The organism is Mesorhizobium sp. CAU 1732 (assembly GCF_039888675.1).
Lineage (GTDB): Bacteria > Pseudomonadota > Alphaproteobacteria > Rhizobiales > Rhizobiaceae > Aerobium.
In genome coordinates this window covers 2657551-2683243 of record NZ_JBDQQR010000001.1, presented here as the reverse complement: position 1 = coordinate 2683243, position 25693 = coordinate 2657551, and the positions used below count along the sequence as shown (strand labels likewise).

Below are 25693 nucleotides of genomic sequence, written 5' to 3'. Positions count from 1 at the left end.
CGCATGGCCAGTGATCTTTCAGAGGCCCATGTCCGGTCTGGCAAGGTGATGACCGTCGCGGGGCCGATCGAGGCTTCCGCGCTCGGCGTCACGCTGATGCACGAGCATATATTGAACGACTGCCGCTGCTGGTGGCATGTGCCGAAGACGCCGGAGCGGCAACATCTCGCGACAAGCTTCGTGTGCATCGAAATCCTCGGCGAACTGCGCCAGGACCCGTTCGTCAACAAGCACAACATCACGCTTGACGACGAACCGCTGGCGATCACCGAACTGAAGGATTTCGCCAATGCGGGCGGGAACACGGTCGTGGAGCCCACCTGCCAGGGCATCGGCCGCGACCCGGCCGCGATGCTGCGGATATCCAAGGCGTCGGGGCTGAACATCGTCATAGGCGCGGGCTACTATCTGGCCGGCTCGCATCCGGCCAAGGTCGCCGCGATGAGCGTCGATCAGATCGCCGACGAGATCGTGCATGAGGCCAATGTCGGCGTCGATGGCACCGATATCCGTATCGGGCTGATCGGCGAGATCGGCGTCTCCGCCGATTTCACGGCGGAAGAGGAAAAGTCGCTGCGGGGCGCGGCGCGTGCGCAGGCACGCACCGGCCTGCCGCTGATGGTTCACCTGCCCGGCTGGTATCGGCTCGGTCACAAGGTTCTCGACGTCGTTGAGCAGGAAGGGGCGGATCTGCGGCACACAGTGCTCTGCCACATGAACCCCTCGCACGGCGATCTCGATTATCAGAGCGAACTCGCCGCACGCGGTGCGTTCATCGAATACGACATGATCGGCATGGATTTCTTCTATGCCGACCAGCAGGTGCAATGTCCGAGCGACGAGGATGCCGCGCGCGCCATCGTCAAGCTCATCGAGCGCGGGCATCTCGACCGCATCCTGCTCTCGCACGACGTCTTCCTGAAGATGATGCTGACGCGCTACGGCGGCAACGGATACGCCTACATCCTGCGCCATTTCCTGCCACGGCTGAGGCGTCACGGACTGGACGAGAACAGCATCGGCATTCTGATGCGCGACAATCCAAGATCGGTCTTCGAGGCGAAAGCCTGACCGGCACGACACATGACTGAAGAAAGAACGGAAAGACCATGACCAAGAAAGTCCTTCTCGTCGGCGAGAGCTGGGTCAGCTCGGCCACGCACTATAAAGGCTTCGACCAGTTCGGCAGCGTGACCTTCCATCTCGGCGCGGAGCCGCTGGTGAAGGCGCTCGAAGGCAGCGAGTACGAACTCACCTATATGCCGGCCCACGAGGCGGTGGAGAAGTTCCCGTTCGAGATGGCCGGCCTCGACGCCTACGACGTGATCATCCTGTCGGATATCGGGGCGAACTCGCTGCTGCTGCCGCCGGCCGTCTGGCTGCATTCCAAGACGGTGCCGAACCGGCTCAAGCTCATCAAGGCATGGGTGGAAAAGGGCGGCGGCCTGCTCATGGTCGGCGGCTACTTCTCCTTCCAGGGCATCGACGGCAAGGCCCGCTGGCGGCGCACGCCGGTGGAGGACGTGCTGCCCGTCACCTGCCTGCCCTATGATGATCGCGTCGAGATTCCCGAAGGCGCGACCGCCGTCGTCACGAAGGCGGACCATCCGACGGTGGCAGGGCTTTCGGGCGAGTGGCCGCTGCTTCTCGGCGTCAACGAGGTCGAGGTTCGCGAGCGCGACGACGTCGAAGTCATCGCCCGCCTGCCGGACGATCAGGGCGGTCATCCGTTGCTCGTCACGGGCGTCTTTGGCGAGGGCCGCACAGCCGCCTGGACGTCCGACATCGGCCCGCACTGGCTGTCGCCGGCATTCTGCGAGTGGGATGGCTACGGCCGCTTGTGGAAGAACATTCTCGGCTGGCTTTCGCCGCGCTGACCCGGCTCATCCTAACCCGCGAGGATGCGCCGCAGCTCCTCGCTGGTTGGAAAGGCCGAACGGGTTCCGCGGCGGCTGACGGTCAGGGACGCGGCCGCGGAGGCATGGGCGATCGCGCGCGTGTCGAGTGCGACGCCACGCAAGGCCGCCGAGGCAAGCGCGACGGCCATGAAGGTGTCGCCCGCGCCGGTCGTGTCGATCGCGGTCGTGGCGGCTGCGGGGATCGTTTCGGCCGCGTCGCCGGATACGAGCATCGCGCCGTCGCCGCCGAGCGTCAGGACGACGCGGCGCACGCCGGCTTCCATCAGGCGGGAAGCGGCCTGCGCTCCCGACGATCCGGCGAGGCGCTCGGCCTCCCCCCGGTTGAGGAAGGCGATGTCGACGAGCGGCCACAAATCGGCGAAATACGGCCGCAGCGGCGACGGATTGAAGGCGGTGACCATGCCGCGTTCCCTTGCCGCCGACAGCAGGCCACGGGTGACTTTCTCGCTGAGGTTGCCCTGGAGGACGACGAGATCGCCGGGCCCGGCGGGCGCAAGGGCATCGAGCGCCTGGTCGAGCGAAAGCGCTTCGGCCGAGTCCGTCGTCGTCACGATGGCGTTCTCGCCATCGGGCGTGGTGAAGATGATCGAGAAGTCGCTGGAGCGGCCGGCAAGCGCGATCAGGCGCGCATCGACCGGTTCTTCGGCGAGCTGGTCACGGATCGTTCCGGCGCGGAAATCGTCGCCGATTGCGGCGACCAGCGTGGTGGGAAGACCGGTTCGGGCCATCACGACCGCCTGGTTGGCGCCCTTGCCGCCGAGATCGCGGGTCTCCTCGCGGCCGAGGATGGAAGCGCCGGCCTCGGGCATGGACGATACGGCGATTGTCTCGTCGACGGCAACGTTGCCGATTACGTGAGCACGCATGACAGACTTTCAAAAGAGGACGGCAAATGCAGACGATATCCGACAACAATTCAAGCGCCATAAGGGAAATCTTCGGACGGGACAAGGCGCTGATCGGCATGATCCATTGCCTGCCCTTCCCCGGCGCGCCGCGCTATCGCGGATCGGCGATGGATACGATCTATGATGCCTGCATGCGCGACGCCGAGGCGCTCGTGAACGGTGGCCTCCACGGCCTCATGATCGAGAACCACGGCGACGTGCCGTTTTCCAAGCCGGACGACATCGGCCCTGAGACCTCCGCCTTCATGTCGGTGGTCACCGACCGCATCGCGCGCGCGACCGGCGTGCCGCTCGGCGTCAACGTGCTGGCCAATGCGCCGATACCCGCCTTCGCGATCGCCATGGCGGGCGGCGCGAAATTCATCCGCGTCAACCAGTGGGCCAACGCCTATGTCGCCAATGAAGGCTTCATGGAAGGCCGCGCGGCCGAGGCGATGCGCTATCGCTCGCTCTTGCGCGCCGAGCACATCAAGGTGTTCACCGACAGCCATGTGAAGCACGGCGCGCACGCCATCACCGCCGACCGCACGATCCAGGAACTGACGCGCGATCTCGCCTTCTTCGACGCCGACGCGATCATCGCGACCGGCCAGCGAACCGGCAACGCCGCGACCGTCGAGGAGATCGAGGAGATCGGCGCGGCGACGCATCTGCCGCTTCTGGTCGGGTCGGGCGTGGACAAGACCAACATCGTGGAAATCCTCAAGCGCACCAGCGGCGTCATCGTCGCATCGTCGCTCAAGCAAGGCGGCGTGTGGTGGAACCCCGTCGATCCGGCGCGCGTGAAAAGCTTCATCGAAGCCGCGCAGCCCGCATTGGGTGATTGAGATGAGCGAAACGCTGTCCGAACAGATATTGCGCGAGAACCGGGACGTCCTCGAAGCGATGGTTGCTCATCGTTTCGTCGAGGACATCAAGCAGGACCGGCTGCCTGAAGACGTCTTCGCGCGCTATCTCGTCTTCGAGGGCGCGTTCGTGGATACGGCCATCTCGATCTTCGCCTATGCCGCCGCCAGGGCGCAAACCATCGCGCAAAAGCGCTGGCTGATCGGCGTTCTCGACGCGCTCGCCAACCAGCAGATCGCCTATTTCGAGAAGACCTTCGCCGCGCGTGGCATCGATCCATCGGCATACGACACCGACATTCCCCAAGTGGCGGCGTTTCGCCAGGGCATGCTCTCGATCGCCCGGGACGGCGGCTATCTCGACACGGTCGCCGCCATGTTCGCCGCCGAATGGATGTACTGGACATGGTGCCGGCAGGCGAGCGGCCGAACGATCAGCGATTCGCTTCTGAAAGAGTGGGTGGACCTGCACGCGCATGAGGATTTCGCGGCGCAGGCGCTGTGGCTGAAAGCCGAACTCGACGCGGCCGGCCCGCATCTCGAGCACGCGGAGCGAGCCCGTCTCAGCGCTGTCTTCGGCCATGCGCAACAGCTCGAAATCGCGTTTCACGACGCTGCCTATCTCGACGCGCCGGAGCCTGCCGACCGATGACCGCGATCGATCCTGAACGGCTCAACCACCGGCTGGAAGAGTTCGCGGCAATCGGCGCGACCGACAAGGGTGGTGTCAATCGGCAGGCGCTGACCGAGGGCGACCGCATTGCACGCCGGCTTCTGGCGGACCTCGCCATCAAGCGCGGCTTCGCAGTCTTTCAGGATCCGATGGCGAACCTCTTCATCCGCCGCGAAGGGCGTCGCGGCGACGTGCCCCCGCTGCTGATCGGCAGCCACCTCGACAGCCAACCGACAGGTGGCCGCTATGACGGCGCGCTCGGCACGCTGTCGGCTTTCGAGGTTCTGGAGAGCCTTGAGGATTCGGGAGAAGCGACGGAACGCGCCGTCGAGGTGGTCGCGTGGACCAACGAAGAAGGATCGCGCTTTTCGCCCGGCTGCATGGGCTCGATGGCGTTTTCGCAAGGCGCGATACCGGACGACTGGGCGGACAAGTACGCCGCCGATGGGCCGCGTTTCGCCGATGAATTGCAAGCGACGCTTGCCAGCCTGCCGCAAGCCGCGATGCGTCTGCTCGGCTTTCCGATTTCCGCCTATGTCGAACTGCATATCGAGCAGGGACCGTCGCTGGAGGCGGAGAGTATTCCCATCGGCGTCGTTACCGGCATACAGGGAACGCGCTGGCTGGAGGTGGTCGTCAGCGGCCAGACCGCGCATGCCGGCACCACCGCGCAGGCCTATCGCCGCGATCCGATGCGGGCCGCGACGCATGCGCTCAACGCGCTCTACGATGCGGTCATGCCCGGCGACGAGGCCGCGCGCTTCACGATCGGGCGCATCTCGGTCGCGCCCGGTTCGATCAACGCCATTCCCGAGGAAGTGCGCTTCACCGTCGATATCCGACACCCTGATCCGGCGGAGCTCGACCGTATCGAGGCGGTCGTCGTCGCCAGGATCGCGGAAAGTGCAGACAGGTTCGGCTGTTCTTCGCGCACGCAAAGGCTGTTCGATATGCCGCCCGGCCGGTTCTCGCCGGACATCCTTCAGACGATGGATCGCGCCGCGGCAATGCTGGGTGTGAAGACGAAGCCGATGCTGTCGGGCGCGTTCCATGACGCGCTCTTCGTGGCCCGCGTGGCCCCCTCCGCGATGATCTTCGTGCCATGCCGCGACGGCCTCAGCCACAACGAGGCGGAGTATGTCGAGCCGGAACATGTCGCCACCGGATGCCGGATGCTGGCATCCACCGCGCGGCTGCTGGCATCAAGCGTGTAGGCCGCGGCGATGGAGAGCCGGAGATAAACCTGAAGCGTGGCCCCTGCGGCCGTCGAAGTGAACGCCGCTCACGCCACAGCCTACCGCGTGAGCGCGAACCCCTCTTGACCGCTCGGTGGTTTTGGTCAATTGTCTTGTTCAATTGACCAAAACTGGCGGGCGCTTTTATCTGGCACCCAGGTTTGGTCGAGGGAGGAGACTGCCTTGAACAGCGCGACCAGCAGCACGCAGCGGCGTGACGTGCGCAGCGACATCATGGATGCCGCCGAGCGTGTCTTTGCGGCCTGTGGGTTCGCCGGCGCCACGACGCGCGCCATCGCGGACGAAGGCAGCGTCAATCTCGGCCTCATCCACTATCATTTCAGTTCCAAGGAAGCCCTGTTCGAGCAGGTCATCGCGCGTCGCAGCGCGCAGGTGAACGGCCATCGCCACCGCCTCCTGACCGACGTGCTGAGCGCGCCGTCAAAGGTGACGCCGGAGCGCATCTTCGAGGCGCTGGTGCGCCCGACGATCGAGATGAGCAACGCGCATGACGGCGCCGGCCAGAGCTATTCGCGCATCATCGTCCAGATCGCATCGGGCGCGGACGAGCGCTCGATCCAGCTCACGGCGGAGAATTTCAACGGGATCGCGCGTGAGTTCATCGAGGCACTGCACACGCATGTGCCGGGGCTCGATCGCGGGAACGCGGTGTGGGCCTACATGAACGCGATCTCGGTGGGCATGCTGATGATGGCGCGCACCGGTCGCGTGACGGATCTCTCCGATGGCCTGTGTCGCGAAGACGAGACCGAGGAGTCGATCGAGCGTGTGGTTCGCTATCTCGCAGCCGGCACGCGCGCACTCGCCACGGGCGGTTGAATGAATTCCGGCGGCGGCCTCGGGCCACTGCCGGCGTGATGAAAAACTATCTTGATCCGGGAGGTAACTATGAACTTCAGACTGCCGATGACTGCCATGGCCACACTGCTTGCGGGAAGCGTCGCAATTCCGGCCCACGCGGACGACATCTCCGTGACGGTGGTGAACGGGCACCCGCCTGTCTTCCTGTGGGTGAAGCATCTCACCGAGACCTTCATCCCTACCGTCAACGCGAAGCTTGAGGGCACCGAACACACGATCACCTGGAGCGAGGCCTATGGCGGCACGCTGGCCTCGGTCGGCGGCGAGCTCGAGGCGATCGAGGATGGCCTGGCCGAAATCGGCGTGGTGCCGACCGTGTTCGAGCCGACGTCGCTGCCGTTGCAGAACGTTTCCTACTTCACGCCGTTCGGCACGTCCGACCCGCAGGTCGTGATCGGCGCGGTCGACAGGCTGCACCGGGATATCCCGGGCATGATCGAGTCCTGGGAGAAGTACAATGCCGAGTATCTCGGCGGCGGCTTCGCGCTCGACAACTACCTCTTGATGACCAACTTCCCGGTCACCTCGATCGACGACCTCAACGGCCGCAAGATCGGTGCGCCCGGACCGGCGGTCAACTGGCTCGAAGGCACCGGCGCGGTCGGCGTGGCAGGCAATTTGACCACCTACTACAACGACATCCAGACGGGCGTCTTCGACGGCACGATCGTGTTCCCCACAGCCGCCGCTCCGGCCAAGCTGCAGGAAGTCGCCTCGCACATCCTGATCACCGATTTCGGCGCGCAATATGCCGGTTCGCTGGTCGCCAACAAGGACTGGTATGACGGCCAGCCGGCAGAGGTGCAGGAAGCCCTGCGCGCCGGGGCGGAGGCCTACACCGCCGCCTATATCAGCGAGCAGAACGCCCGCGTCGCGGCCGCTCTGAAGCAGATGGAAGACAATGGCGGCACCATCACCAAGCTCAGCGACGAAGAGCGCGCCCGCTGGGCAGCCGCCTTGCCGCAGATCGCCGACGTATGGGCGAAGAACGCCGATGGCCAGGGTCTTCCCGGCTCGGAAGTTCTCGACGCCTATATCGGCATCCTGAAGGAAGCCGAAGTTCCGCTCGCACGCGACTGGTCGCAGCGCTGATCGTGAAACCGGCTGCGGGGCATCCGCTCCGCAGCCACCTCCCCTCCAAGCAGGAAAGAAGCCGTGTCCACCACACCGGATAACAATCTGACCGGTCTGCGGAGCTATGATCTGGTCTTCAGGCTCTTCGATCGCGCGACCGTCGCGATGAGCATGATCGGCACGGCAGCCATCCTGTTCATCATGGTCATCATCACGGCTGACGTGGTCGGCCGGGCCTTTCTCGGACGCCCCATTCCCGGCGTGCCGGAAATCGTTTCGATGCTGATCCTCGGCATCGTCTTCCTCCAGATCGCCAACACGCTCCTGCGTGGCAGGCTGACGCGTGCGGACGGCTTCCTGATGCTGGTTCGCACCAAGTCGCCACGTGTTGCAGGGGTGATCGACGCGATCATGCATCTGGCCGGCGTCGGTCTGGTGGCTGTGCTGGTCCACGCCTTCTATCCACTCTTCATGCGCAGCTATGGACGTGGCGAAATGGTCGGGACAGTCGGGCAGTTCCTCGCGCCGATCTGGCCGACCTATTTCGTCGTGCTGATGGGGTCCGTGGCGCTGTGCATCGCTTTCGCGCTGCGTGCCGTCGGTATCCTCATCGTCACGTTCCGCACTCCAGACAGTACGGAAGGTGCGCGATGACCGGCTTTGAAATCGGCCTGTGGTCGCTCGGCGCGATCCTGTTTCTCATCTACACCGGCATGCATGTGGCGATCGCGCTGGCTATCGTCTCGTTCTTCGGCATCTGGATTTTGCGTGACAATCCCGAACAGGCCGCGCGCATCCTGTCGCTCGCGGCGCGCGAGAGCATTTCCAGCTATCTCTTTGGCGTGGTGCCGCTTTTCGTCCTGATGGGACTGGTCGTCAGCCGCGCCAATATCGGGCGCGACACGTTCGATGTGGCGACACGCTTTCTCGGCAAGTTGCGCGGTGGCCTCGGCATCTCGACCGTCGGCGCCAACGCGATTTTTGCCTCGATCACCGGCATCTCGATTGCTTCGGCCGCAGTCTTCACCAAGATCGCGGTGCCGGAAATGATGCGCGCCGGGCATACTGCCAGGTTCTCGACCGGCGTTGTCGTCGGCTCGTCGATCCTCGGCATGCTGCTGCCGCCCAGCCTGCTGATGATCCTCTACGGCATCCTTGCCGAGCAGTCGGTCGGCGCGCTGTTCATCGCCGGCATCGGGCCGGGCATTCTGGTCACGATCATCTTCTGCGTCGGCATCTGGCTGATGGTGAAGTACTGGAGCGGCTTCACCGGTGTCGCCGCCGTGCCGGAAACCTACGACACCACGGGGTTTGCAGCCGTCAGGGAGGTCACCTCCAAGCTGTCCCCGATCGTCATTCTGGTCGGGCTGGTCCTCGGCGGCCTGTATGGCGGCATCTTCACGCCGACCGAAGCCGGCGCGATCGGCGCGCTTGGCGCCATCGTCATCGCCTTCGTCAAGCGCCGGCTGACGGGCAAGGTCCTGTGGCAGGTGACCATCGAAACCGGCCACATCACCGCGGCGATCTGCTTCCTCATTATCGCCGCCACCATGTACAGCCGCATGCTGGCGCTGACCGGCCTGCCGTCCTTCCTCACCGAATGGATCGTGAGCATGGATGTCGGCGTCTACGGCTTCCTGATGTTCTACATCGCCGTGCTTGTGCTCTTGGGAACGATCCTCGACTCATCGTCGATCCTTCTCATTACCGTGCCTTTGGCTCTGCCCGTCGCGCAGTCGCTTGGCATCGACCTGATCTGGTTCGGAATGATCACCATTCTCGCCGTGGAGATCGGCCTGCTGACGCCGCCGATGGGACTGTCCGTGTTCGTCGTCAAGGGATCGCTGGACGACCCCTCCATATCGCTCAAGGACGTCTTCATTGGCGCCGCACCATTCGCGGTTCTCATGTTCATTGCGCTGATGATCATCGTCATGTTCCCGAGCATCTCGCTCGGTCTACTCTAAGGAAGGACAGGCATGGCACGCCGTATCGTCGACATCTCCACCGCCCTCAAGGCCGGCATCGCCTCGGACCCGAAAGGCACCGAACCGCAGATCACCTATATCGATCACCAGCAGTCGGTCGGGCAGCTTACCGGCTTCTTTCCGGGGCTGACGAAAGACCAGCTTCCAGCCGGCGAAGGCTGGGCCGTCGAGCAATTGGTGGTGTCGACGCATAACGGCACGCATCTCGACGCGCCCTATCACTTCCACTCCACCATGGATGGCGGCAAGCGCGCACTGACCATCGACGAGGTGCCGCTGGAATGGTGCTTCGGCCCGGGCGTCAAGCTCGACTTCCGCCATCTGCCGGACGGCCATGTCGTCACCGCTCACGAGGTCGAGGCCGAACTCAAGCGCATCGGCCATGAAATCCAGCCGGGCGACATCGTCGTCGTCAACACGTCGGCAGGCGCGAAGTATGGGCAGGACGACTATCTCGCATCGGGCTGCGGCATGGGCCGCGAGGCGACTTTGTATCTCACCAGCCGCGGCGTTCGGGTGACCGGCACCGATGCGTGGAGCTGGGATGCGCCTTTCATCCATACGGCGAAGCGCTATGGCGAAACCCATGACGCATCGCTGATCTGGGAAGGTCACCGTGCCGGCATGGAGATCGGCTATTGCCACATCGAGAAGCTCGGCCAGCTCGATCAGCTTCCGGCCACCGGCTACATGATCGCCTGCTTCCCCTTCAAGATCGAAAAAGCCTCGGCGGGCTTCACCCGCGCCGTCGCGATTTTCGAAGACTAGCCAGGGAGGGAGGAGCCATGGCGACGACCTCAAAGGGACCGAACCCGCTGATCGGCTGGCAGGTCGACCGGTCGCAGATCAAGACGATCGGCACCGATTTGCAGCGGCCGGAGTGCATCCTCGCCGAGCGTGACGGCACGCTGTGGTCTGCCGATGCGCGCGGCGGCGTCATGCGCATCGCGCCCGATGGCAGCCAGACGCTCATCAGTCAGACCGTCAGCGGACATTTCGACCTCTCCGGCGACCAGCAGCAGAGCCTGCTTCACGGCACGCTGCCGAACGGTCTCGCCTTTGCGCGGAACGGCGACATACTGATCTCCAATTTCGGCACGGATTTGCTGGAGATCATGACCCGCGACGGCAAGACGCGCACGCTCTACGACACCATCGACGGCAAGCCGATGGGCAAGGTCAACTTCGTGCTGCGCGACTCGAAGAACCGCATCTGGATCACGATCTCGACCATGGTGAACCCGTGGAACGAGGCCATCCGCACCGGCCTGAGCGACGGCTATGTCGCGCTGGTGGACGAGAAGGGCATTCGCATCGTCGCGGACGGCTTCGCCTTCACCAACGAAATCCGCCTCGACGAGAAGGAAGAGTGGCTCTACGTCGCCGAGACCTGCGGAAAGCGCGTGACGCGCCTGCGCGTCCAGCCGGACGGTTCGCTCACCGACCGCGAGGTCTATGGGCCGTCGAGTCTCGGGGATGGCCTGATCGACGGGTTTGCCTTCGACGCCTATGGCAATCTCTGGTGCACGATGGTCTTCGCGGACCGCCTCGTCGCCATCACACCCGAAGGCGATGCACTCACGCTGCTTGAAGACGGCAACCCGGAACAGACGGCCGCCTTCGAAAAGGAATTCGCCAGCGGTCGACCGATGCCGTTCGACACGCTCGCAGCCTCCGGCGGCACAATCGCGCCATGGCTTGCCAGCGTGACCTTTGGCGGGCCGGATCTGAAGACGGTCTATCTCGGCAGCCTCAAGGGCAACACCATCCCCTATTTCCGCTCACCGGTCGCCGGCCTGCCGATGGTTCACTGGTAGGCCCGTTCACGCATTTAGAAATCTCGAAGGGAGAATACACATGGCAAAACGCAAGGTTATCATCACCTGCGCCATCACCGGCTCGATCCACACGCCATCCATGTCGCCGCATCTGCCGATCACGGCGGAGCAGATAGCAGATCATGCGATTGCGGCATCCGAGGCAGGCGCTGCCGTCGTCCATCTTCATGCGCGCGATCCCAAGGACGGCCGCCCGGTTCAGACCGTGGAAGCCTATGAGCCGTTTCTCAAGGTGATCAAGCAGCGCTCGGGCGCCATCGTCAACATCACCACCGGCGGCGCGCCCACCATGCCGATCGAGGAGCGTGTCGGCCCTGCGGCTCACTTCAAGCCGGAAATCGCCTCGCTCAACATGGGCACGATGAATTTCGGCCTCTACCCGATGCTGGAGCGCTTCAAGGAGTTCAAGCACGACTGGGAGAAGCCGTATCTCGAAGCCTCGCGCGCGGGCATCTTCAAGAACACCTTCGCCGACATCGAATACATCCTCACCAAATGCGCCGAGAACGGCACGCGCTTCGAGATCGAGTGCTACGACATCGGCCATCTCTACACGCTGGCGCATTTCGTCGATCGCGGCATCGTCAAGCCGCCATTCTTCGTGCAGTCGGTGTTCGGCCTGCTCGGCGGCATCGGCGGGCATCCCGAAGATGTCGTTCACATGAAGCGCACCGCCGACCGGCTGTTCGGCGACCAGTATCACTGGTCGGTGCTGGGTGCAGGCCGCAACCAGATGCAGGTCGCGGCAATGTCCGCTTCCATGGGCGGCAATGTCCGCGTCGGCCTTGAGGATTCGCTGTGGATCGGCGCCGGCAAGCTTGCCGAAAACAACGCCCAGCAGGTCACCAAGGTGCGCCAGATTATCGAGGGCCTCGGCCTCGAAATCGCAACGCCCGACGATGCCCGCGAAATCCTTCAGCTCAAGGGCGGCGACCGCGTCAATTTCTAAAGACATACGTAAATCGATGCCTTCCGGTGGCGGCGGCTTCCCAGTCGCCCGGTTGCATCCTCCCAGGAACGCCGCTCCGGAAAACGGGGCGGCGTTTCTGCGTCGGGGCTTTCGCTATGAAGGCAGCTTCGCGCTCGCCGGCGGCGAAGTCGCATCGGCAGACGGCGGGACGAGCGTTCCGCGATAGGCGAAAAGCAGGCCCAGCCATCTGTGCGCCACCACGACGCGGAAACGGTAGAGGCCGCCCGCATCCTCGGCGCCCGCCCTGATGCGAGGCGCGAGCCAAACCGGCAACGGCAGGCCGAAAAGCCGCCAGCCGACGAACTCCCAGACCACGCCGTTTTTCGCAGGGCGCATGTCGAAGGTGAAGCGCAGCAGCCCGAAACGTTCCTGGAACAGGCCGATCGCCGTCTGATGGCTATCCGTGAGCCGTGACGAGAATTGCGATGCTCCGAAACGCCGCGTCCAGGTTTCGCCGCTCGCGTCGGCGTCGATCGAGACGGACACGGCGTGCTGTCCCGAACGCGGCAGACCCAAGAAGAAGCGCGCTCCACGCGCGGCAAGGCTCTTGCCGGCACGCGCCACAGCGCGCCCGGAAGCGCGGATGCTTTGGCCACAGTGCACCACCCGCACCGCCTCCGGCAGTGCCTCCCAGCCCGGCCCGAGCAGACGTTCGAAGAGGATCGGGCTTTCCGCCAATGCCCGATCGACCCGGGTTGCGACGGGGAGGTGTTCCAGCTCGCGCAGGATCAGGTCGAGGTCCAGCATCCCGACGCAAGGCGTTGCTCCCATTGCGAATTCCCGTCCGTGGAGAAGCGCACGGATCAGCGCGGCGGCGGGCGCGGCCGGTGTGTTGGGCCCTGCCCCGGCTTCCGCCCACAACGCCCAGCGCGCACGGATCGGACGATCCTCCCCGTCGCGGCCCACCGCCTCCACGGTCATGCCGCCGCGGTCCGATCCGAACAGCGCGAAAACACCGGACAGCGCGCGCAGCGGCCGGGCGAGCGGCCGAAGCGACGGGATCAGTCGCGCGCGCACGCCAAGTCCCAGCACGGCGAGGCCCAGATGCATCGGCGCGACCTCGAGCCCGGCCATGAACAGCGCGTCTCGCCGAACGGCAAAGTGCTGCGGCAGGAGATCGAGATCCGGCGTCTCACAGATCGATACGTATCGTCCGCCAAGATGGGGCATCCAGAGCGCGCGCAGGCCGGACCAGCCGGGAACCGACTGCCACCGCCCATCGAGAAACACCCGAACCGGCTGCCCGACATAGGACAGGATGGCCTGCACCACTGAGAGGCCGCGCGGTGCGCGGGCTCCGGGCGAAATCGCCACGACGATCTGGTCGATGCTGCGCCATCCCTCAACCAGCGGGGCAAGTGCTGCGTGCGAGATGGCCGGGGTCGAGCTCGCAGCCGTGACCGCCAGCACCCCGGCCTCCTTCGCCGCAGCGTCGAGCGCCTTGGCAAATCCGGCGACATAGTCGCGGCCATCGGCGAGGTCGACATAGTGCGCGCTGTGCCGGGCCGCCGCCAGGGCAAGGCTGTAGTCGCTGCCCTGAAACGGGCCGGCGGCATCCACCACGAGCCAGGGCGCGATACCGGCCAGCGTTTCCGGCCGCGACCGCTCAAAAGATCGGACGACGATGTCGGCTGCCGCGCCGGCTTCCAGAAGCGACGAACGCAACGCCTCCAAAGGCTCCGTTCGCCGCGCCGCAAGCACCAGTTCCAAATCGGGCAATCTCGCCAGCATCGTTGCCAGCCGGCTGCCGAACGTGCCCGATGCGCCAATCAGGAGGACGCGCCGCTTCACCGGGCGTCCGCCGGGATTTCGTCTATGAAACGGGCCCGCACATGCGGGGCGGGTATCATGCAGGAATCCCGCTTTCCGAGCAGGCGATAGCGGTTGCGGGCGACAAGCCGATAGAGTGCATCGCGCATGAAACGGGGCAGGATGCGCAGCGCGCGCAGCCACCGCCGCGGTCGCGGCAGACGTCGCAGCATCGCGATCACCGCGTCGCTCGCCTCGAGGGGACGGCCGTGATCGAAGAAGAGAAAGGTCGAAGGATCGTCGGGATCGATCCCGAAGCGGGCGGCCAGATGGCGACCATAGGGAGACTGGATCGAGGTGAACCGGATCGCGCCCGATCGATCGATCCGCAGGATAAGCTGCACCTGCGCAGAACAGAAGTTGCAAAGGCCATCGAACACCATCAGGCCATCCGGGCCGGGCTCGTCACCATGGGCTATTGTGCGGACAACCGGACTTTTGTCGTGCCCTATATTCCCTACGGCTTTCAATGGCTTTCTCCCGCCGCCGTTTCGATCATCCAAGCAGGTAGCGCTGCCCCGGTCGAGACGCCATTTCCGACTGCGTCGGTGTGCCGCTGCAGCGCATATCCGCGCAACAGGGATTTGCATCCTCCGGCATCCGGTGCTTCATAACGCCATGGCCAGAGAGACACATGCTTTGCGGACAGCCATCGACGCCCTGCTCTTCACCCTGTTCTTCATCGTCACGACGCTGATTGCCATCGTCTTCGGCATCGGTTGGTACATGTCGCCCCTGGCTCTCGGCTTCGCCGATGGACCTGCCGATCCCGTGACACGGGATTGGGCCGAGCGCGCCTATCACCTCTCCTATTTCGTCGGCATTCCGATGCTGATCGCCGGGCAGATCGCGTCGGCCGTCCTGAATGCCAAAGGCATGTATCGCCTCGCTTATCTGGTGCCGTCGGCGTCGATCCTGCTCTTCGCCGGCAGCGTCGCGGCTGTCCTGCTTCTTCGGCAATGAGCATGGATAGCACCGGTCCCCATCGGCAATGATGGTGAGGGATCGCTCGTTACAACGCGTGCCCGGCATGCGCGGCCAGCATCTGCGCGTCGAGATTGTGCGTGCCGAGTTCATCGACGCGTGAACATCCGAGATGGCCGAGCGTGGTCCAGAACTCGGCTTTGAGCAGTTCGAGCACACGCCGCGCACCTGCCTCGCCATCGGCGGCGAGCCCGTATCCGACCGCGCGTCCGAGCGCGACGACGTTGGCGCCGAGCGCGATCGCGGCCGCAATGTCCGAGCCACGGCGAATGCCGCTGTCGAAGATGATCGGCACATCCTTGCCGACGGCCGCGCGAACCTTCGGCAGCGCGGAGATCGATGACGGCATACGGTCGATGCTGCGCCCGCCATAGTTCGACACGTAGAGGCCGGCCGCTCCCGCCTGCATCGCACGCGTCGCCTCGTCCGCCTCCATCACGCCCTTTACGAAAACCGGCAGCGGCGAATTGCGGATCACCTCTTCGGCCTGCGGCCAGCCCCAGCGCGGCTGCGTGAAGGCAAGCTGTTCGCGCAGCATCTCCGGGTCGGATTTGCCGGCGCCGAAATTGCCATCCTCATCCGATGACCGGATAGAAAAGCGATCCTCCATCATCCGTTCACGCCACTGGCGGATCGGCGAATATGTGGCCACGATCTGCTCGTAGCCCGCCGCCTTGGCCCGTTCGATCATGGCCAGAACGGACTCGACCTTACCGACGAAGGTAAGCTGGAACATCTGGGCGACGCCTGTCGCAGCCGCGATCGTCTCCAGGCTGTGGGCGGCGGCGACTGGGACGATCTGCCGAATGCCGGCGGTCGCGGCGGCGCGGCCCGTCGCGCAATGCCCGTCGCCATGAAGAAGTTGCTCGCCGCCGCCGAACGGCGCGATCAACGCGGGGAAGCTCAAACGATGCCCCAGGAACGATGTACTCGTATCGGGATTGGAGATGCCGGCGAACAGTGGCGTGCGAAACTGCAGCCTGTCGAAGTCCGCGATGTTGGCGCGCAGCGTCACCTCGTCGCCGGTGCCGCAATTCAGGTAGTTCCAGACCGTGTCGGAAAGCTGCTTTCGCGCCGCCGCCTGAATGCCCTTGTTGGTGGTGAAGCGCTCGCCGGTGGAGTAGCGATCGTCGATCCGGTTGGTCGTCATGGCAAGGCCCTTGGTCTGTTTCAGGTCACAAGGAGGCAGCGGCGACGCCGCGCTTGACGGCGAGGCGCGCGCGAATGGCGTCGGCGCTGGTGGACGGGGTCGCGGCGAACAGCTTCTTCGTGTAGGGATGCTGCGGATCGGAGAAGATGGCATCGCGCGTTGCCGCCTCCACCACCTCGCCAGCCTGCATCACGATCACATCGTCGGCGATGTACCGCACGACCGACAGGTCGTGGCTGATGAACACATAGCTGAGGCCGAGTTCGTCCTGGAGATCCTTGAGCAGGTTCAGGACCTGCGCCTGGACCGACAGGTCGAGCGCGGAAACGGGCTCGTCGAGCACCACGATCTTCGGGTTGACCATCAGCGCCCGGGCAATCGCCACGCGCTGCCGCTGGCCGCCGGACAGCATGTGCGGATAGCGCCTCGCATGCTCCGCCGTCAGCCCGACCCGTTCGAGCATCGCCTCCGCCTTCTGGCGGCGCATCGGCTTCGTGTCCTCGGTGTTGAGGTAAAGCTGCTCGGCAAGCGCGTCGCCGATCCTCTGGCGTGGATTGAGCGACGCATAGGGGTTCTGGAACACGATCTGTACGGCGCGACGCAGCGAGCGATCCGGCTTGTGCCGGGCGATGTTCACGTCCTGCCCCGCGATGCGCAGGGTCCCCTCGGTCTGCGGGTCGATCATGGTGAGAATGCGCGCCAGCGTGGACTTGCCACAGCCGCTTTCGCCGACCACGGCGAGCGTCTTGCCGAGGCGCAGTCCGAACGACACGCCATTCAGCGCGCGCACGCCTTTGCGGCTCGTCAGCCAGCCGCCACCGCCATAGTCGCGCACGAGGCCGGTCGCCTCGATGATGAGGTCTTCAGCGGGCATGCGACGAACCTCCCTCGGCCATCGCGCCCACAGTGGGAAGCCGCTCCCCGATCGCATTTTCGGGCAGCGCCGCAAGAAGCGCTTTCGTGTAGCGCTCCTTCGGGCTCTCGAAGAGGGACAGCACGTCGGCTTCCTCGATCTTGCGCCCCATATATTGCACGATGACGCGGTCCGCCGTCTCGGCCACGACGCCCATGTCGTGCGTGATCATGATCAGGCCCATGCCGGTGGCGCGCTGGATGCCGTTCAAGAGGTCGAGTATCTGTTTCTGGATTGTCACGTCCAGCGCCGTGGTCGGTTCATCGGCGATCAGAAGTCGCGGATTGCATGCGATCGCCATGGCGATCATCACCCTCTGGCACTGCCCGCCGGACATCTGATGCGGGAAACTCGACAGGCGCGTTTCGGGGTCGGGAATGCCGACGGAAGTCAGCAGTTCCACCGCCCGGTCGCGGCGCTCGCGCCTTCCGAGACCGAGATGAAGCCTCAGCACTTCCTCGATCTGGAAGCCGACCGTGAAGCACGGGTTGAGCGACGTGACCGGCTCCTGGAAGATCATGGCAATGTCCTTGCCGAGGATCCGCCGTCTCTCCCGGCCGGAAAGCGAAAGCAGGTCGTGCCCGTCGAAATCCATGCGGTCGGCCTCAACCCGCGCCGTGGGCGGAAGCAGCCCCATCACCGCGAGCATGGAGACGGACTTGCCGGATCCGCTCTCGCCGACGATGGCCAGCACCTCGCCCTGATCGACGGAGATATCCACCCCGTCGACCGCATGGAAATATCCGGCGGCTGTCGGGAACGTGACGCGGAGGTTGCGGATTTCGAGAAGCGGCATGGTTCAGCCCTTCCTCAGTTTCGGATCCAGCGTATCGCGCAGGCCGTCGCCGATCAGATTGATGCTCAGCACCGTGATGAGGATCGCAAGGCCGGGAAAGGTGACGACCCACCACGCCCTCAGGATGAACTCGCGCGCCTCTGCAAGCATCGTCCCCCATTCGGGCGTGGGCGGCTGCGCGCCCATGCCGAGAAAGCCGAGCGCTGCGGCGTCCAGAATGGCGGTGGAGAAGGAGAGCGTCGCCTGCACCACCAGCGGCGACATGGAATTCGGCAGGATGGTCAGGAACATGAGCCGCAGCGGGCCGGCGCCGCCGACGCGCATGGCGGTGACATATTCCTTGCCCTTTTCCGTCATCACGGCGGCGCGCGCGAGCCGGGCGAAATGCGGCTGCAGCACGATCGCGATCGCGATCATCGCATTTGTGAGGCCCGGCCCGAGGATCGCCACCAGCACGAGCGCGAGGAGCAAAGAGGGAAACGCGAGGAGGACGTCCATCACCCGCATGATGACGGTGTCCACCCAGCCGCCGACATAGCCGGCGATCATGCCCACCGCCACGCCGCCGACCAGCGCGATGAAGACGACCAGCGAGCCGACATAGAGCGAATAGCGCGCGCCGAAGATAAGCCTCGAAAGGATGTCGCGTCCCACCGCGTCGGTGCCGAGCGGGAACGCCGCGCGTCCGCCCTCGATCCAGGCAGGCGGCAGCAGAAAGGCGTCGCGAAACTGTTGCGCGGGCGCATGTGGCGCGACGTAGGGCGCGAAGATCGCGACGATCACCAGCGCCAGCATGACGCCGAAGCCGATCACGGCGCCCTTGTTTGAGGCAAAGCCATGGATGAAATCGCGAACGCGCTGTCGCCCCGGGGAAATCTCGCGCATGGCGGCTGGAGACGTGTGGGTCATCGATCGCCTCCCGCATGCCGGATTCTGGGATTGATCAGCGCATAGAGCAGATCGACGATCAGGTTCACCGACATCACGATGAGCGCGATCATCATCAGCCCGCCCTGCACGACGGGGTAGTCTCGCCGCGCGATGGAATCGACCATCCACTTGCCGATGCCCGGCCACGAGAAGATCGTCTCGGTCAGGATCGCGCCGGTCAGCAGTCCGCCGATCTGGAGCCCGAGCGTCGTGACGATGGGAATGAGCGCATTGCGGAAGGCATGCATGCCCACGACGCGACGCGGTCCAAGCCCCTTGGCGCGGGCTGTGCGTACGTAATCCTCGCCGAGCACCTCGAGCATCGCCGAGCGCGTCTGTCGCGCGAGGACAGCCATGGGAATGGTAGCGAGTACGATGGACGGCAAGATGAGATGCTGGAGAGCGGAGGTGAATGCGCCCTTCTGGCCGGACAGGAGACTGTCGATCAGCATGAAGCCCGTGCTGTCGGGGAAGTAGTACATCAACGAGATCCGCCCCGACACCGGGGTCCAGCCAAGCGTGCCGGAGAAGAAGATGATGAGCAGCAGACCCCACCAGAAGATCGGCATGGAATAGCCCGTGAGCGCGAGGCTCATCGAAATCTGGTCGAACCAGGACCCGCGCTTGGCGGCGGCCAGCACGCCCAGCGAGACGCCCACGACCGAGGCGATCAGCAGGGCACAGATCGCCAGTTCGACGGTGGCCGGGAAAAGCGTCGAGAATTCTTCCAGAACCGGCTTCTTGGTGACCAGGGAACTGCCGAGATCGCCCTGGAAGATGCGAGCCACGAAATCGAGATATTGCTGCCAGAGCGGGCGGTCGAACCCGAACTGGGCCATGAGTTCGGCATGGCGTTCCGGTGTCAGGCCCCGCTCGCCGGCCATCAGCATCACGGGATCGCCCGGCAGCACCCTGACGAACCCGAACGCGACGATCGTGATGCCGATGAAGGTCGGCAAAATGACGAGCAGCTTTCTCAGCAGAAAACGTAGCATCGAGCACCATCCGGGCTGGGTGCGAAGGCGGGTTTCCCTTTCGGGCGACCCGCCTTCGCGGTTGCGTCGCTCAAACGTTCAAGCCACGCTTAAGCGTTTTCCTTGACGCTGGCGATCGTCGCGATCTCGATGAGCCTCCGCGGATCGCCGAGGTCGGCGACGCCGATGGTGGCGCGCGCCGGCAGATCTTCATCGTCGAGCCACTCCAGCCATGCCGCGTTCATCTCTTCCTTCTTCGACATGTCGGTGATGTAGATGCGGGCCTGAAGCAGATGCTTCTTGTCCGAGCCGCATTCGGCCAGAAGCGCGTCGAGCTTGGAGCAGATTTCGCGTGTCTGGCCGCCCATGCCCTGGTCGAGGTCGTGAGCGGCATGCCCGCCGATGTAGAGAACGCCGTTGTGCTCGACGGCCGCGTGCATGATACGGGCCTTCTTCTTGCGTTTGATCATCGTCTTTCCTTGTGTTGATGATGCGTTCAGGACGCCGCGACCATGCGGCGCCTCGTGGAAACCTGTTGGGAGCGCTGTTTCAGCTTCGCTGCGGCGCGTAAGCCGTCACCGGCAGTTCGGGAGTCTCGCCGCGAACGATGTCGGCGAGCAGCTTGCCTGCATAAGGGCCGATCGAAATGCCGCCGGCTCCCAGTCCGTTGCCCACGCTCAGGCCCTCGATGCCCGGCACGCGCCCGAAGATCGGCTTGACCGTCGGACCGGCGGGACGGAAGCCGATGCGTGTCTCGATGATCTCGGCATTGACGAGGCCGGGCGCGATCGACATTGCGGCTTCCAGCACTTCCGCCTGTCCGGCCGCCGTGACCCGGTAGTCGAAGCCGGCATCGTCCTCGCGCGTTGCGCCCACGACGACGCGGCTGTCGTCGAACGTCAGCATGTAGTGGCTGGTCATCGGCAGGAGAACCGGCCATTGCGCGGTCGCCACGCCGGCCAGCCGAAGGTGGACGATCTGGCCCTTCTGCGGCTTGACCGGATGGGCGATGCCGATCGGGTCGAGAATCTGCGATGCCCACGCACCTGCCGCGACGATCACCTCGTCGGCGGTCATGATCCGCCCTCCCCCGTCCCGCACCCGCACGCGGTCACCCGCCATGTCGAGCGTGACGTAGTCGCTGCGGTAGGTCGCGCCGCGCGCCACCGCCGCGCGGATCATCGCCGCCGACAGGAGGCGCGCATCGACCCGCGCACCGCCGGGAATGAACCAGGCTTCCAGCCCCTCGCGCAGGGCCGGAAACTTGTCGCGAGCCTCGCCCGGCGACAGAAGGCGCACGTCGCCGGCTTCCGGCGCGTTCTTCACCCGCCCCGAAATGCGCTCGCCCGCAGCCTTGAGTTCCGCCGGATCCGTGGACGTGACCAATGCGCCGACCTTGCGGTAACCGAGATCGGTTTCGCCGGCGGCATGGAGATCGGCAATGAGCTGGTCGTAGAAACGCGCGCCGGCGGCGTACATCTCGTACCACTCGGGCTCCTCGATACGGGTCGCCCATGGGCATACGATACCGGCCCCGGCAAGGGTCGCCTTTCCCGGATGCGCATGGTCGACGATCGTGACGTCGACACCCGCCCGGGCCAACTGGTAGGCGGTGCTCGCGCCGAACATGCCGCCACCGATTACGATTACACGCATTTCTGATTTCCCTGGCCCGGATGCCTGCACCGCATCCTCCGGGGATGCGGGCACGCCATCAAGGCTTTCTGCCACGTCATGGAAAAGCGGTGTCCCGAGCGCCGGGACACCCGCAAGCGCCGAGCCTCTAGTCGGTGGTAACGCCCGACATACGCGACGTGCCGAAGATCGCCGGGGCGAAGCCCTTGACGTCCTTGCTGACGGCCATGAGCTGGTCGGCACCGCCGAACATCACCGCCGGCACGTCATCGTAAAGGATGTGCTGTGCTTTCAGATACAGCTCGGCGCGCTTCTCCTGATCGGTGATCGCACCGGCTTCGGCCATGACCGAGATGAACTCCTCATTGCACCACGCACCGATGTTGGAGGGGCTGGGCGTGCCTTCGGAATTGCAGGTGAAGTAATTGTTCGGAATCTGGCTGGGATCGGGGAAGTCATAGATGCCGCCGAACATGCCGACCTCCGCCTCGAACGCGCGCGCTCGCTGGATGTACTCGGCCCATTCGTAGGTGACGATCTCTGCCTTGACGCCGATCTCCGCCCAGTCGGCCTGGATCATTTCGGCGGCGCGGCGACCGTTCGGCATGTAGGGACGCGCGACCGGCACGGCCCAGAGCTGCGTCTCGAAGCCATCCGCAAATCCAGCGTCGGCGAGAAGCTGCTTCGCTTTCTCGGGATCATACGCGTAGGGCGCGAGATCGTCCGCATGCCCCCAGAACGCCGGCGGCACCACCGCGCCCGTCACGTGGCCCATGCCGTTGAAGACGACCTCCACCAGCGGCTCCATGTTGATCGCGTGGGCCAGCGCCTGGCGCACGCGGATGTCCTGGAACTTCTCCATCTTGAAGTTGAACGTGATGAAGCCGGACGAAGCGACCTTGGCGACGACGAGATCCAGATTCTCGCTCTGCTCGATCAGCGGCGCATCGGCGAGGTTCGGATAGAAGGCGATCTGGCATTCCCCGGCGAGCGCGCGCTGGACGCGCACCGAGGCGTCGGCGCTGATCGCCATGATGATGGCATCGACCATCGGGGTGTTTTCCGCGATGTTCTGCTCCGCGCCCCAGGTCTGCGCAAAGGGCAGCAGGCGCACGACCGCGTCGGTCTGGTAGGCCTGAAGCTGGAATGGACCGGTGCCGACAGGGTTGCGGTCGAACAGTTCCGGCGTCCCTGCTTCCAGAAGCTGCTCGGCATATTCGGCCGACGTGATTTTCAAGGAGCCGTGGGCCATGATGCCGGTGAAGGGCGCCAGCGCTTCCTTCAGCGTGAAGGCGACCGTGTGGTCGTCGATCTTCTCGACCGACTCGAGCGCATCCGCGAGCTTGGTGTTGAAGGTGATGTAGTTGCCGCCATTGACCTTGTTGTAAGCATGGTCCGCATCCAGCATGCGCTCGAAGGTGAAGATGACGTCGTCCGCGTTGAACTCGCGCGATGGCGTGAAGTCCGACGTCGTCTGCCACTTCACGCCCTGGCGGAGATGGAAGGTGTAGGTGCGGCCGTCTTCGGAAACATCCCAGCTTTCTGCCAAAGCCGGTTCGATCTGGGAACCGCCGCGCTCCACGGCAACGAGGCCGTCATAAATCTGGCCGAGAACGGTGGAGGTCGTGCCGCTGCTGGTCAGTTGCGGATTGAACGTCTCCGGCGCGCCCTCCAAACACACGGTGAGCGTGCCCGCCATCGCGGGAGCGGACAAGCCAGCAAGCAAGGTGGCGAGGGCAAGTGTTTTCTTCATGTCGGGAGCCTCCGGTCTCATAGGGCACAATCGGCAGCCTTCCCCACGATTTGGCCTCTTCTATTCGCCCGGCAAACGCGTGTTCGCTGCGGCGGGACGCTGGAGGCCTCAATCGTTCGGGTGAGGTTCGTCCCTATGAAGAGCGACGACAAAATGATTGTCAAATATCAAATTAGCCCACTAATATAACCAGAACTCATGATGGGGGCAGGATGAACATCCGACAGATCGAGGCGTTTCACGCGGTCATCGAAACCGGTTCGGCGACGCGCGCCGCGGAGCGCCTGGGCATCACGCAACCGGCCGTTTCCAAGCTCCTGAAATCATTCAGCGACCATTGCGGCTTTCTGCTTTTCCAGCGCAAGGGCGGCCAGCTCGTCCCCACGCGCGAGGCGCAAATCCTGGCAGGAGAAGTGAACAAGGTATTCAACGGCGCAAGCCGGATCAAGGAGGTCGCGCGCGCGGTGCGGGAGCACGAATGGGGCGAAATCTCGATCGCGGCGCCGCCTGCCTTTGCCGTGAATTTTCTTCCGCGCATCCTTGCGGAAAACGTCCAGCAGATCGAGCTGCGCATGCAGGTGTTGTCGCGGACATCGCCGCAGATCATCGAGATGGTCGCCGCCCAGCAGGTCGATCTCGGACTGAGCGTGATGGCCGTCGACCACCCCGACATCGACAGCGAACATCTCGTCACGTTCCCGCTGATCTGCCTGCTTCCGGCCAATCACCGCCTCGCGGCGAAGACCGAGTTGCACATCAACGATCTTCGCGCCGAGCACTTCATATCGCTGCCCTCGAGCGACTGCTCCTTCACGCGCGCGGACAGGGCATTTCAGGTCTCCGGCGGGTCTATGAAGCGCAGGATCGAGGTGCCCTTCTCCGAAACAGCGGCGATGCTGGTGGCGCAAGGCGCAGGCGTGACGATCGTGCCGCCCTTTGCCGGGATCGACATCGATGAAAGCCTCGTCGTTCGGCGGCCGATCCAGCCGGTCGAGCATGTCGATCTCTGGCTTCTGAAGCCCAAGCAGCGTCACGTGCCGCTGGTGGTGGGCATGATCGAAGACCTGCTGACGCAGACCTGTGCGACGATCGGCAAGGTCCCGCTTCAGGCCTGATCGCGCCAGCCCGTTTCCCCGCAAGCCGATCGACGGCCGCAGCGTTCGATCATGGTTCAGCGCAGCCTGTCGGACGTGACGATCCCGCGCGCCATGACCAGGCGAAGCGTCTTTTCCGGCGCGGCCAGCACTCCGATGTCATCCAGAGGATTGCCGTCGACCACGATGAGGTCGGCCCGATAGCCGGCCTTCACCTGGCCGATCTCATTTTCCAGCCGCATCAGCCTCGCACCATTGACGGTCGCGGCGCGAATGAGATCGGCGGCCGGCACCACGTCCGCGCGCAGGGCGAACTCGCTCGACTGCCTGCGGTGCATGGCACCCAGGAGATCGGTGCCATAGGCCATCTGGACTCCGGCGCGCTGCGCCATCTCCACGGCGTTGATACCCGCGTCCAGCACGTCATCGATCTTGGCGGCGAGTTCCAAGGGCAAGCCGGCCTCGACGCCCTCATCCTTCAGCGCGCGGTAGGTGGCGAGCGTGGGCACGAGGAAGGCATCGCGTTCCCTGATCAGGTCGATCGCTTCCTGGTCGGCGAGATTGCCGTGCTCGACCGAGCGGACGCCGAGCCTCACGCTGCGCTTGATTGCGCGCGGGGTGTAGGCATGGACGACGACGTAGAGGTCCGCCATGTTGGCTTCGTCGACCACGGCGGCGATCTCTTCCTCGGAAAACTGGTCGGAGGAGATGCGATCGGTCGGCGAGGAAATGCCGCCATTGCCCATGATCTTCAGGTGATGCGCGCCGCGGCGGATTTCCTCGCGGGCATGGCGCCGCACATCCGGCACGCCATCGACGATCCTGCCGAGTCCGGGCTGGTTGTAGGAATCGTCATGCCGATCGACGCCTGCAAGCCGGACATCGCCATGGCCGCCGGTGGGCGAAAGCGCCTTGCCGCCATAGATGAGCCGGGGCCCGCGGATAAGGCCCTGCTCCACCGCCCTGGCGAGGCCGAATTCGCCGCCGCCGACATCGCGCACGGTCGTGAAGCCGCGGTCGAGCATCCCGCCCATGATCGTCGCGGCGGCTGCCGCCACGTAGAATGGGGAACTGCGCTGGAGTTCGGTGAAATTGGCCGAGAACGCGGTGACATGGACATGGCTGTCGATGAGGCCCGGCATCAGCGTGCCGCCCTTCAGGTCGATGCGCCGTGCGTCGGCCGATGCCACCGGCGCTTCCGCCACGTCCTTGATGGTCGAGCCTTCGACGACGACATGACGGTCCGCGAGGATCTCGCCGGCCACGACGTCAATGACTGAAGCGTTCTCGAAAATGGTGATGGACATGACGATGCTCCGTTTC

At 64.7% G+C, this 25693-nt stretch carries 26 protein-coding genes; 14 read left to right on the top strand and 12 right to left on the bottom strand.

Annotation, left to right across the window (positions count from 1 at the left end; translation table 11 throughout):
* Positions 1–3 precede the first annotated feature (3 nt).
* Both AAFN55_RS13055 and AAFN55_RS13050 read left to right on the top strand, forming a co-directional pair.
* Complete coding sequence (locus AAFN55_RS13055; protein ID WP_347799267.1) at positions 4–1071, top strand: phosphotriesterase; 1068 nt, start codon at positions 4–6, stop codon at positions 1069–1071.
* A gap of 38 nt (positions 1072–1109) precedes the next feature.
* Complete coding sequence (locus AAFN55_RS13050) at positions 1110–1877, top strand: glutamine amidotransferase (protein ID WP_347799266.1); 768 nt, start codon at positions 1110–1112, stop codon at positions 1875–1877.
* 11 nt (positions 1878–1888) lie between these two features.
* Here AAFN55_RS13050 and AAFN55_RS13045 read toward each other — a convergent pair whose 3' ends face one another.
* Positions 1889–2785, bottom strand: coding sequence for a PfkB family carbohydrate kinase (locus AAFN55_RS13045; protein ID WP_347799265.1), 897 nt, complete (start codon positions 2783–2785; stop codon positions 1889–1891).
* Positions 2786–2811: 26 nt separating this feature from the next.
* Between AAFN55_RS13045 and AAFN55_RS13040 the strand changes: the two genes are divergently transcribed.
* From AAFN55_RS13040 to AAFN55_RS12995, 10 genes are all read left to right on the top strand, one after another.
* On the top strand, positions 2812–3654 hold the full coding sequence (locus AAFN55_RS13040) for a BtpA/SgcQ family protein (protein WP_347799264.1): 843 nt from the start codon (positions 2812–2814) through the stop codon (positions 3652–3654).
* A 1-nt stretch (position 3655) separates the two neighbouring features.
* Positions 3656–4324 (top strand): TenA family protein, encoded by a 669-nt coding sequence (locus AAFN55_RS13035; protein ID WP_347799263.1) that lies wholly within the window; start codon positions 3656–3658, stop codon positions 4322–4324.
* Entirely contained in the window at positions 4321–5559 is a 1239-nt protein-coding gene (locus AAFN55_RS13030; RefSeq protein WP_347799262.1) for a Zn-dependent hydrolase, read from the top strand. Before AAFN55_RS13035 ends, AAFN55_RS13030 begins: the two co-directional genes overlap by 4 nt.
* A gap of 204 nt (positions 5560–5763) precedes the next feature.
* The gene (locus AAFN55_RS13025; RefSeq protein ID WP_347799261.1) at positions 5764–6420 is read left to right on the top strand and encodes a TetR/AcrR family transcriptional regulator; all 657 of its coding nucleotides are present in this window, start codon (positions 5764–5766) and stop codon (positions 6418–6420) included.
* A gap of 69 nt (positions 6421–6489) precedes the next feature.
* Positions 6490–7554, top strand: a complete 1065-nt coding sequence (locus tag AAFN55_RS13020; RefSeq protein WP_347799260.1) for a C4-dicarboxylate TRAP transporter substrate-binding protein — start codon at positions 6490–6492, stop codon at positions 7552–7554.
* Positions 7555–7617: 63 nt separating this feature from the next.
* Positions 7618–8190 carry a TRAP transporter small permease gene (locus tag AAFN55_RS13015; protein WP_347799259.1) on the top strand — a complete coding sequence of 191 codons (573 nt, stop codon included), beginning with the start codon at positions 7618–7620 and terminating at the stop codon, positions 8188–8190.
* Positions 8187–9503 carry a TRAP transporter large permease gene (locus tag AAFN55_RS13010; RefSeq protein ID WP_347799258.1) on the top strand — a complete coding sequence of 439 codons (1317 nt, stop codon included), beginning with the start codon at positions 8187–8189 and terminating at the stop codon, positions 9501–9503. The genes AAFN55_RS13015 and AAFN55_RS13010 overlap by 4 nt, the downstream gene beginning before the upstream one ends.
* 12 nt (positions 9504–9515) lie before the next feature.
* Positions 9516–10292 carry a cyclase family protein gene (locus tag AAFN55_RS13005; RefSeq protein WP_347799257.1) on the top strand — a complete coding sequence of 259 codons (777 nt, stop codon included), beginning with the start codon at positions 9516–9518 and terminating at the stop codon, positions 10290–10292.
* Between the two features lie 17 nt (positions 10293–10309).
* The gene (locus AAFN55_RS13000) at positions 10310–11341 is read left to right on the top strand and encodes an SMP-30/gluconolactonase/LRE family protein (protein ID WP_347799256.1); all 1032 of its coding nucleotides are present in this window, start codon (positions 10310–10312) and stop codon (positions 11339–11341) included.
* A 40-nt stretch (positions 11342–11381) separates the two neighbouring features.
* Positions 11382–12311 (top strand): 3-keto-5-aminohexanoate cleavage protein, encoded by a 930-nt coding sequence (locus AAFN55_RS12995; protein WP_347799255.1) that lies wholly within the window; start codon positions 11382–11384, stop codon positions 12309–12311.
* A 114-nt stretch (positions 12312–12425) separates the two neighbouring features.
* Here the strand turns inward: AAFN55_RS12995 and AAFN55_RS12990 are convergent, their stop codons facing one another.
* Positions 12426–14123 carry a DUF4166 domain-containing protein gene (locus AAFN55_RS12990; protein ID WP_347799254.1) on the bottom strand — a complete coding sequence of 566 codons (1698 nt, stop codon included), beginning with the start codon at positions 14121–14123 and terminating at the stop codon, positions 12426–12428.
* Positions 14120–14524 (bottom strand): DCC1-like thiol-disulfide oxidoreductase family protein, encoded by a 405-nt coding sequence (locus AAFN55_RS12985; protein ID WP_347799253.1) that lies wholly within the window; start codon positions 14522–14524, stop codon positions 14120–14122. Before AAFN55_RS12985 ends, AAFN55_RS12990 begins: the two co-directional genes overlap by 4 nt.
* Before the next feature lie 235 nt (positions 14525–14759).
* Here AAFN55_RS12985 and AAFN55_RS12980 point away from each other — a divergent pair, with 235 nt between their 5' ends.
* Entirely contained in the window at positions 14760–15104 is a 345-nt protein-coding gene (locus tag AAFN55_RS12980; RefSeq protein ID WP_347799252.1) for a hypothetical protein, read from the top strand.
* Between the two features lie 49 nt (positions 15105–15153).
* Here the strand turns inward: AAFN55_RS12980 and AAFN55_RS12975 are convergent, their stop codons facing one another.
* The 8 genes from AAFN55_RS12975 to AAFN55_RS12940 form a co-directional block, all read right to left on the bottom strand.
* The gene (locus AAFN55_RS12975; protein ID WP_347799251.1) at positions 15154–16275 is read right to left on the bottom strand and encodes an alpha-hydroxy acid oxidase; all 1122 of its coding nucleotides are present in this window, start codon (positions 16273–16275) and stop codon (positions 15154–15156) included.
* A gap of 25 nt (positions 16276–16300) precedes the next feature.
* Positions 16301–17149: an ATP-binding cassette domain-containing protein gene (locus tag AAFN55_RS12970; RefSeq protein ID WP_347799250.1), complete on the bottom strand. Its 849-nt coding sequence runs from the start codon at positions 17147–17149 to the stop codon at positions 16301–16303.
* Complete coding sequence (locus AAFN55_RS12965; RefSeq protein WP_347799249.1) at positions 17139–17984, bottom strand: ABC transporter ATP-binding protein; 846 nt, start codon at positions 17982–17984, stop codon at positions 17139–17141. Before AAFN55_RS12965 ends, AAFN55_RS12970 begins: the two co-directional genes overlap by 11 nt.
* A 3-nt stretch (positions 17985–17987) precedes the next feature.
* Positions 17988–18893 (bottom strand): ABC transporter permease subunit, encoded by a 906-nt coding sequence (locus tag AAFN55_RS12960; protein ID WP_347799248.1) that lies wholly within the window; start codon positions 18891–18893, stop codon positions 17988–17990.
* Complete coding sequence (locus tag AAFN55_RS12955; protein ID WP_347799247.1) at positions 18890–19909, bottom strand: ABC transporter permease subunit; 1020 nt, start codon at positions 19907–19909, stop codon at positions 18890–18892. The genes AAFN55_RS12960 and AAFN55_RS12955 overlap by 4 nt, the downstream gene beginning before the upstream one ends.
* 89 nt (positions 19910–19998) lie before the next feature.
* Complete coding sequence (locus AAFN55_RS12950; protein ID WP_347799246.1) at positions 19999–20358, bottom strand: RidA family protein; 360 nt, start codon at positions 20356–20358, stop codon at positions 19999–20001.
* Between the two features lie 79 nt (positions 20359–20437).
* Positions 20438–21544, bottom strand: a complete 1107-nt coding sequence (locus tag AAFN55_RS12945) for an FAD-dependent oxidoreductase (protein ID WP_347799245.1) — start codon at positions 21542–21544, stop codon at positions 20438–20440.
* A 127-nt stretch (positions 21545–21671) separates the two neighbouring features.
* Complete coding sequence (locus tag AAFN55_RS12940) at positions 21672–23276, bottom strand: ABC transporter substrate-binding protein (protein ID WP_347799244.1); 1605 nt, start codon at positions 23274–23276, stop codon at positions 21672–21674.
* Positions 23277–23488: 212 nt separating this feature from the next.
* Here AAFN55_RS12940 and AAFN55_RS12935 point away from each other — a divergent pair, with 212 nt between their 5' ends.
* On the top strand, positions 23489–24391 hold the full coding sequence (locus tag AAFN55_RS12935; RefSeq protein WP_347799243.1) for a LysR substrate-binding domain-containing protein: 903 nt from the start codon (positions 23489–23491) through the stop codon (positions 24389–24391).
* A gap of 56 nt (positions 24392–24447) precedes the next feature.
* On the opposite strand, the gene AAFN55_RS12930 is transcribed toward AAFN55_RS12935, so the two are convergent.
* Complete coding sequence (locus tag AAFN55_RS12930) at positions 24448–25677, bottom strand: amidohydrolase family protein (RefSeq protein WP_347799242.1); 1230 nt, start codon at positions 25675–25677, stop codon at positions 24448–24450.
* Positions 25678–25693 lie beyond the last annotated feature (16 nt).